This window comes from Citrobacter amalonaticus, assembly GCF_037053465.1.
In the GTDB taxonomy this organism is placed as follows: Bacteria; Pseudomonadota; Gammaproteobacteria; order Enterobacterales; family Enterobacteriaceae; genus Citrobacter_A; species Citrobacter_A amalonaticus_H.
The window spans coordinates 257851-265328 of record NZ_JBALIF010000007.1; the positions used below are offsets into that span (position 1 = coordinate 257851).

Here is a 7478-nt window from a genome sequence, read left to right on the forward strand (position 1 = left end):
TATCAGGAGTTATTCGTGACCAAGGAAATCATCACCACCGCAATCACTGACGCAACGCTGTCGCAATCGCAGACTGGCCTACCGATTATTATCGCAACATTAGTCCCCGATGAAGAGCGAGTTGCCTTCTGGGGCCGTCACTTCGGCAACGTCCGCCAGTGGGTGTTCCTCGAACCGCAGGTGTTTTCCTGGCTTGACCTCTGGAGTTCGGAGTATCAGGGCGGCGTGTGGGAGTTTTATACCCTGTCCAATGGCGGGGCATTTCTGGTGCCACCGGAGCAGGCGCACTATACGCTGTTTAACGAGCACAATGGCAATGACGCTGAACTCAGCACCAAAGCCACCGGCATTGCGGTGTCGCTGATAGCCTGGAGTCACCATGCCTGCCGGACGGGGTGCGCTGCTATCGGGGAGCATTATTACCGCCTGCGCGACTATGCTCTGGCGCATCCGGAATACAGCGCCATTATGCAGCTGATTGACTGAGGAGGTGGAAATGAACGCCGCACTGTCACTGGTTCCGACTGTTTCCCCTACTCAGCCAGATTTATTCTGCCTCCCCACCGCACCAGAGATACCGCCCACGCTAACACCGTACGCGCAGCGCACTGTCCGACGAGCTATCAGTCTGCTGGAACGACACCTGCGCCAGCCAGGCGTGGCGTTTACGTCGTCAGACGCCACCCGCGACTGGTTACGGCTGCAGCTGGCACCGCTGGAGCGGGAGGTCTTTATGGTGTTACTGCTCGATAACCAGCATCACCTGCTGGCCCACGAAATTCTGTTCAGCGGCACCATCAACCACACTGAAGTTCAGCCTCGCGAAGTGGTGAAGTTTGCCCTTCACCACAATGCCGCAGCGGTGATTCTGGCACATAACCACCCGTCAGGGGACTGTGAACCCAGTAAAGCCGACCGGGTAATAACCGAACGACTGGTCAAAGCACTAGCGCTGATTGATATCCGCGTCCTGGACCACTTCGTCGTCGGCCACCGCGAAATTCTCTCATTCGCTGAGCGGGGATGGCTGTGAACATCATCCCCAAACGTCAGGCCATGCACCTGTACCGGCAGATACCGGGTGCCCGTCTGGCTGCGTACTGTCGTGGGCGTTACCGTTGGACCGGTAGCGTCTGCTATTACAAAGGCCGAAAAGTGCGGGATATTCCCGGCGTGCTCGCCGTCTTCGCCGAGCGCCGCCAGGACCGCCACGGCCCGTATCTGGTGCTGCGCTGCGTCACGCTCAGTTAACCACACGCAGTGAACTCAATCACAAGGAATATCACCATGTCTGAAAACCATCCACCCACACCCTTCTGGGGTCTGCGCAGTGATATCACGCCCTCGTTTGGCGCTCGTCTGGTCCAGGAAGGCCACCGGCTGCACTATCTCGCTGACCGCGCGGGACTGAACGGCGAATTTACGCCGGAGCAGTTGCAGGCGCTGGAAACCACCTTTCCGCTGTTCGTTAAGCAGATGGAGGCTGCGCTGAAAAGTTGTCAGCTTGACCCGCGTAAAGCAAAACGCCACAACTGCACGCTGAACGGCCTGACCTGTGAATCTGACACCAACGGCTCATTTGGTTACGTGTACGCCACGATTTATCTCGCAGACGCCGCACAATAACCCCACTCCGTTCTCCACCCGAACACGCTAACCGTCTTCCTTTATAAGGACAATCCCATGCAAAACTCACTCGCACTGCCTTTACTGGCAGCGGTTGCCCCACGCCTGTCGCCGCTGGAAGCCTGGCAAAAACTGCTGGCCCATCTGCTTAACCGGCACTACGGGCTTGAGCTCAGCGATACCCCGTTCAGTGATGACGCGGTGATTCAGGAACACATCGACCGTGCGCTGTCGCCGATGGACGCCGTGAATTACGCCGTTGAACGCTACGGTCTGGTACGAACCGACCGCACCGGGTTCAGTATCACTGAACAGGAGGCCTTTTTGACCCCTACCGACATTCTGCTCGCCCGCCATGCCACTGGCTTAAGCCGGATCCGCTTTCCGGCTCCGGCAGCAGCATAGCCCACTCCCGCAGCGTCACATCAGGCGCTGCGTTCCACTTACCCCAAAGGACCCTTTATGTTCGATTTACTGATGAAACGACACGGGCAGCAGCTGTTACAGGATGCAGGCTGGCCCGCACACCTGGAGTGGCAATGGCAACTCTCGCACAGTCAGGGCGACGGTTGTGCATTTTACGGTTCGCTGAGCCGAGACCACCTCCTCACCCTGTTGCCACACCTGGCCCGGCGCCAGTCTCTGTCAGATGCTGTAACGCAGCACCTCACCGTGCTGCTGACCCTGAATGACATCACCGTCACCCTGCAGCGCAATGCACTCAGCAGCTACTATTGTCACGCAGGTTGCATTACCACCGTGGCTGACGGTTTTCCTGATGACAAAGACCTGGCCTTCATCACGTTCTTCCGGGCACTACAGGCCGATATTTGCGACCTGTGCGCCCTGGCTGAACAAACCGGCTACCACCTGCTGGACGCCACCACGCCACAATCGGCAAACGAAGTTCTGTTCAGTCGCCAGACGCAGCACTTCGAACTGCGGGCTGTCGCCGATATGCCGGATGCCACGTATCACCACGACGGCACTATTGACAAAGCGGCTGTCGACCTCTGCCTGCACAGGCTGCTCTCGAACAACGCCCGCCTGTTAACCGTACGCCTGGAGATTATCTGCCACACCACCGGTGACATTATCGCCCAGCAGTGGCTGCCGGAGACACTGATTGAAACCGACGATAAACCCCGGCACTGGCTCAGCCGTGACGCCGTACACGAGCTGATTCTCGAAGCCCGCGAGCATATCAGCCAGCAGCTGTCTGCCTGGCAGAGCTTTTACCGGGCTGCTTAAAAGGAAGCCATACAATGAAAATTTCACTTAATGTCGAAGCCGACAGCATCAACGTGCTGGCGCTCAATATGGGACGTGTTGCCGTGGATATGGACGGTATAGAGCTGGCTGAACTGGTTGATGCGGTCAACGCACACGACACGTTACTGCGTATCGCTGACCGACCGGATCAGATTATCGTCGAAAGTCCGCTCCCGTCCAGTGCCCGACTGAGCGGCCTCTGTTGCAGCACGACGCATATCACCGGTGAAGATAACGCCCGGCTGGAGCAGTTATCGAAGAGAGGCCACTGCCAATGGAGCCTCGATACCGGCTACGGGTATCTGCTACGGCTGAACGCCAGACGCCACCCTGCACTACGCCTCAAACAGCTCGGGCTGTCGAAAGCCTGCCGCAGACTGGTCGTCAAACTCACCCGATACCACCATATTGATATTCTGCATCTGGATGCGGATGGCGACACCCTGCCAGGCGTTGATACGTTCGACTGGTGATCACTCACTGCACAAGCAAGGTAATAACACGATGATACTCACCACCGAGCAGGGGCTACAGATCCTCATCGACTGGCTGCAGGACAATATCGACTGCGAATCCCCGATTATCTTCGACAACGATATTGATCGTACCGATTCAGCGGCACTCTTGCCCTGCATCGAGCAGGCGCTGGGTGACGTTCGCGACATGCGCCACCTGCAACTTCTGCAGCCCCCGTCCCCGCGACGCTGACCTCTTGTGTCAGTGGCACAAGGTACGCTGTTGAGATCTCTGAATATAAGGAAACCACTATGTCTGTTTACCAGCGCATCCACGGCACTGACTGGCGAAACATCTGGGTCACCGGTGATCTGCACGGCTGCCACAGTCTGCTACAACGAAAGCTTCAGGAAGTCAGCTTCGATACGGCTCAGGATCTGCTGCTGTCAGTCGGCGATCTTATCGATCGTGGAAAAGAAAATCTCGAATGTCTGGCATTACTGACTCTCCCCTGGTTCCGCGCAGTGCGTGGCAACCACGAGCAATATTTACTGGGTTATCTGCAGTCTGGTGATGACGGGGACGAATGGCAGCGCTATGGCGGCCACTGGTTCTTCGAACTCAGTCACGCAGAGCAGAAGTCAGTATTGGCACTTCTCCCGCTAATTGACGCACTGCCGTTAGTGATCGAGGTGCAAACGGCTAATCAGACGATCGTTATCTGTCACGCCGATTATCCGGCCAGTCATTACGCCTTCAACAAATCCGTCGATGAGGAAGTGGTGCTCTGGAGCCGGGAACGTATTGAAGCATCGCAAAAGGGACTCTGCCAGGAGATAACCGGTGCTGACAGGTTTATCTTCGGCCATACACCCGTTTCGGCACCGCAGATATTCGCTAACCAGCACTACATAGATACTGGCGCAGTGGTCACCGGCAATCTGGCATTATTGCAAATTCAGGGAGTTTGAAAGCACAGGAAAGAAAAAGCCTGCAGGTTTCCCGGCAGGCTTCGTAAGTGGATTACAGGGCTGCACAATCAGGACTGTGGCTTTGGTACCGCCGTCAGGGTGCACACTGCCTGAACTTTGTCACCACGGCGGGTAGTGATGGTCACTTCATCACCCGCTTTCTTGCCCTGGCAGGGCTGCACCATCTTCGTTTCAAAATTCTGGCGCATTTGTGCACGATCCGCTTGCGCCATGGTGGAGAACGACACCATTACCAGCGCAGTCAGCACGGCACCCGTTACGATTTTTTTCATCCGTTCAGTTCCTTTCTCAGGGGAAGTCAATAACCGCAGCGACAGTATCAGCACTCCCATACCACAGCTGTAACTTCGCTTAACCAGATGTTTCTTCAGCCTGTTCTCAGCATTTTTACCTTACCTACATAAACGCCAGCCCTTTAACAGGCTGGCTTTTTTATTTCTGTATACAAAGGAAGCCCACCATGCCCGCACTTACCACACACGCCGAACCTGAAGTCCTCACCGACCAGCATGACGTGATTTGCTCCACCAGCATTGAACGGATCGTTACCGTACGTAAGAACGCATTGCAGCAAATCGAAGGGGTGATAAACCAGATAGCAGAGATCTCGCGCCTGACGCAAAGTATCGGTGGCAAAACCGCCTTAGACTGGGCCATGAAGCAGGATTTTCGCTGTGGTTGCTGGCTTATGGAGAAAACAGAAACTGCGATGAAAACCATTACCTGCAATCTTGATCGCAGCATCTGGCGTGACCTGATGAAGAAATCGGGAATGCTGAGTTTAATGGACGCTCAGGCACGCGACCAGTGGGACAGAAACCTTGAGGGAGACGATATTCCTGAAATCAGCGAAGCGAACATCCTCTCTACCTTTAAGCTGTTGCACAACAGCAAAGGTGAAGTCTTCGAACGTGGCGTGATTAACGTCTTCAGACACCTGAGCTGGAATTATAAAAGCAATTCACCTTGTTCGTTCGGGCGAAAGATCATTATCAACAATATGGTGAAGTACGATAAATGGGGTTACGGACTGGCGTGGGGATGGCGACGGGATCAGTTAGTGGACCTGGAGCGTATGCTGCACCTGCTGGATGGCAAGCCAGTACCCGACAACCGGACGGATATTGCTTACCGACTTTCGGACCACATTCAACAGAAGCCACACAGTCAAACCTTTGACGATACCTACGTATCTATTCGCTACTTTCAGAAGGGCTCGGCACACGTAACTTTCAAGCGTCCCGACCTAATGGAAAAGATGAACGACATCATCGCAAAACACTATCCGGAGATGCTGGCTCAAAGATAAAGTGACTACGCAGAGGTGAGCAATAATCATACGATTTGTGGTACAGTTACCTAGCCCCAAAAAGGGAATTGAACAGGCTGATTCTGACTACCTAAATCAGCAATAGTGTTCCCACGTAAAGCCCATTTTCAGACATCAAAAATATATGAGGGTACGATTGAGGGTATGATTTTTATCGAATTGTAATATTTACATTAAAAACAACAGATTATCATTAAAGGTCGATTCCGAGTCCGGGCACCACTATTTAAAGAACCCGCCCAAAAAGCGGGTTTTTGCTTTTTGATTCATTAAATTTGCCGGATGACAGCGTAAACGCCTTATCCAGCCTACAAATCAAGCGCAGCGCCATCAGGCGTTCAGCACTGCTACTTCATTGATAAACCTTATAAACTCAGCGACACACAGGGTCTTAAACTCAACGGCCTGAGTGAATATATAGTGACCCAGCATATTGATAATGAAAAAGCCCACAGTTTTGGACTATGGGCTTTTTAGTTAATCAGGTTTTATTTCTCACATCTTAAAGAAAAAAGTCTCTCGTCAATTGTGCTGTTAACGGCGTCGTTGGATCGACTGTATCCTGTGGGTTCACCGTGACTCGCATTATTTCGTCCATCGCATTTCCTGATACTGCATGGCATGTCTGAACAGACTTCCCGTTGGCATCGGTTACCTGATCCCCAAAATTACAGGTGATATAGGCACTGTGGGTCTGGGACCATGTTACCCGGATCCCTGCCAGTGGATTACCCTGCAAGTCCGTCACCACTGCCGTCGTGATCGCCGGATCAGCGGCATTACCCCGACCGGAGGTACTGATGGTCACAAACGCGGCTTTTATGGCACTGAACATAGCCGTATTGTTGCCAGACTTGCCGCCCGCGGTGGCTGTCACGGTCACATTCTCAACAACGGTATCCGTCAGGTTTAGCGTGGCGATGCCGCTGGCATTTGTGGTAACGATCAACGGCGTGGTGGCGATGGCGCTGCCCGTCCCCAGGCTCCAGGTGACGCTGACGCCGGACAGTGGCTGACCGCTGGCGCTGGTGACCAGCGCCTGAGCGACGTTGACGGTCGTGCCATCAGCCTGCACGTTATTGGTGGGCATGGACACCGCCACGTTATCGACGGGTATGGCAGTGAACGTCGCACTGGTATTCCCTGACTGGCCACCTGCGCTGGCTGTCACCGTCACACTCTCAACAACGGTATCCGTCAGGTTTAGCGTGGCGATACCGCTGGCATTTGTGGTAACGGTCAACGGCGTGGTGGCGGTGGAGCTGCCTGTCCCCAGGCTCCAGGTGACGCTGACGCCGGACAGTGGCTGACCGCTGGCGCTGGTGACCAGCGCCTGAGCAACGTTGGCTGTTGTACCATCAGCCTGCACGTTATTGGTGGTCATGGACACCGCCACGTTATTGACGGGGATGGCAGTGAACGTCGCACTGGTATTCCCGGACTTGCCGCCCGCGCTGGCTGTCACCGTCACACTCTCAACAACGGTATCCGTCAGGTTAAGCGTGGCGATACCGCTGGCATTCGTGGTGACGGTCAACGGCGTGGTGGCAGTGGCGCTGCCTGTGCCCAGGCTCCAGGTGACGCTGACACCGGACAGTGGCTGACCGCTGGCGCTGGTGACCAGCGCCTGAGCGACGTTGACGGTCGTGCCATCAGCCTGCACGTTATTGGTGGACATGGACACCGCCACGTTATTGACGGGGATGGCAGTGAACGTCGCACTGGTATTCCCGGACTTGCCGCCCGCGCTGGCTGTCACGGTTACGCTTTGCGCCACGGTATCTGTCAGGTTAAGCGTGGCG

The 7478-nt window shown here is 54.9% G+C and carries 12 protein-coding genes; 10 read left to right on the forward strand and 2 right to left on the reverse strand.

The annotated features are described in order from the left end of the window. Positions 1-42 precede the first annotated feature (42 nt). The 9 genes from WB371_RS14350 to WB371_RS14390 are packed head-to-tail and all read left to right on the forward strand — an operon-like array spanning position 43 to position 4325. Positions 43-486 (forward strand): antirestriction protein, encoded by a 444-nt coding sequence (locus tag WB371_RS14350; protein ID WP_336220742.1) that lies wholly within the window; start codon positions 43-45, stop codon positions 484-486. Between the two features lie 10 nt (positions 487-496). After that, positions 497-1033: a RadC family protein gene (radC, locus tag WB371_RS14355; RefSeq protein WP_336220720.1), complete on the forward strand. Its 537-nt coding sequence runs from the start codon at positions 497-499 to the stop codon at positions 1031-1033. Next, the gene (locus WB371_RS14360) at positions 1030-1251 is read left to right on the forward strand and encodes a DUF987 family protein (protein ID WP_336220721.1); all 222 of its coding nucleotides are present in this window, start codon (positions 1030-1032) and stop codon (positions 1249-1251) included. The genes radC and WB371_RS14360 overlap by 4 nt, the downstream gene beginning before the upstream one ends. A 36-nt stretch (positions 1252-1287) precedes the next feature. Beyond that, positions 1288-1626 (forward strand): type IV toxin-antitoxin system YeeU family antitoxin, encoded by a 339-nt coding sequence (locus tag WB371_RS14365; RefSeq protein ID WP_336220722.1) that lies wholly within the window; start codon positions 1288-1290, stop codon positions 1624-1626. Positions 1627-1683: 57 nt separating this feature from the next. After that, complete coding sequence (locus tag WB371_RS14370) at positions 1684-2031, forward strand: TA system toxin CbtA family protein (RefSeq protein ID WP_336220723.1); 348 nt, start codon at positions 1684-1686, stop codon at positions 2029-2031. A gap of 57 nt (positions 2032-2088) precedes the next feature. Further along, positions 2089-2877: a hypothetical protein gene (locus WB371_RS14375; protein WP_336220724.1), complete on the forward strand. Its 789-nt coding sequence runs from the start codon at positions 2089-2091 to the stop codon at positions 2875-2877. A gap of 14 nt (positions 2878-2891) precedes the next feature. Further along, on the forward strand, positions 2892-3371 hold the full coding sequence (locus WB371_RS14380; protein WP_336220725.1) for a DUF5983 family protein: 480 nt from the start codon (positions 2892-2894) through the stop codon (positions 3369-3371). 31 nt (positions 3372-3402) lie between these two features. Then, positions 3403-3606, forward strand: coding sequence for a hypothetical protein (locus tag WB371_RS14385; protein WP_336220726.1), 204 nt, complete (start codon positions 3403-3405; stop codon positions 3604-3606). A 59-nt stretch (positions 3607-3665) separates the two neighbouring features. Beyond that, positions 3666-4325 (forward strand): metallophosphoesterase, encoded by a 660-nt coding sequence (locus tag WB371_RS14390; protein WP_336220727.1) that lies wholly within the window; start codon positions 3666-3668, stop codon positions 4323-4325. Positions 4326-4393: 68 nt separating this feature from the next. Here the strand turns inward: WB371_RS14390 and WB371_RS14395 are convergent, their stop codons facing one another. After that, positions 4394-4618, reverse strand: coding sequence for a hypothetical protein (locus tag WB371_RS14395; RefSeq protein WP_285148402.1), 225 nt, complete (start codon positions 4616-4618; stop codon positions 4394-4396). Positions 4619-4806: 188 nt separating this feature from the next. On the opposite strand from WB371_RS14395, the gene WB371_RS14400 reads away from it, so the two are divergent. Then, entirely contained in the window at positions 4807-5655 is an 849-nt protein-coding gene (locus WB371_RS14400) for a DUF4942 domain-containing protein (RefSeq protein ID WP_336220728.1), read from the forward strand. A gap of 523 nt (positions 5656-6178) precedes the next feature. Here WB371_RS14400 and WB371_RS14405 read toward each other — a convergent pair. Beyond that, positions 6179-7478: Ig-like domain-containing protein (locus tag WB371_RS14405; RefSeq protein ID WP_336220729.1), on the reverse strand; the 1300-nt coding region annotated here is incomplete at its 5' end.

What these genes read in the sequence shown, in the direction of transcription:
- WB371_RS14390 (WP_336220727.1), top strand. Translation starts at nt 3,666, where the DNA reads ATGTCTGTTTACCAGCGCATCCACGGCACTGACTGGCGAAACATCTGG.
- WB371_RS14375 (WP_336220724.1), top strand. Translation starts at nt 2,089, where the DNA reads ATGTTCGATTTACTGATGAAACGACACGGGCAGCAGCTGTTACAGGAT.
- WB371_RS14385 (WP_336220726.1), top strand. Translation starts at nt 3,403, where the DNA reads ATGATACTCACCACCGAGCAGGGGCTACAGATCCTCATCGACTGGCTG.
- radC (WP_336220720.1), top strand. Translation starts at nt 497, where the DNA reads ATGAACGCCGCACTGTCACTGGTTCCGACTGTTTCCCCTACTCAGCCA.
- WB371_RS14395 (WP_285148402.1), bottom strand. Translation starts at nt 4,618, where the DNA reads ATGAAAAAAATCGTAACGGGTGCCGTGCTGACTGCGCTGGTAATGGTG.
- WB371_RS14400 (WP_336220728.1), top strand. Translation starts at nt 4,807, where the DNA reads ATGCCCGCACTTACCACACACGCCGAACCTGAAGTCCTCACCGACCAG.
- WB371_RS14365 (WP_336220722.1), top strand. Translation starts at nt 1,288, where the DNA reads ATGTCTGAAAACCATCCACCCACACCCTTCTGGGGTCTGCGCAGTGAT.
- WB371_RS14370 (WP_336220723.1), top strand. Translation starts at nt 1,684, where the DNA reads ATGCAAAACTCACTCGCACTGCCTTTACTGGCAGCGGTTGCCCCACGC.
- WB371_RS14380 (WP_336220725.1), top strand. Translation starts at nt 2,892, where the DNA reads ATGAAAATTTCACTTAATGTCGAAGCCGACAGCATCAACGTGCTGGCG.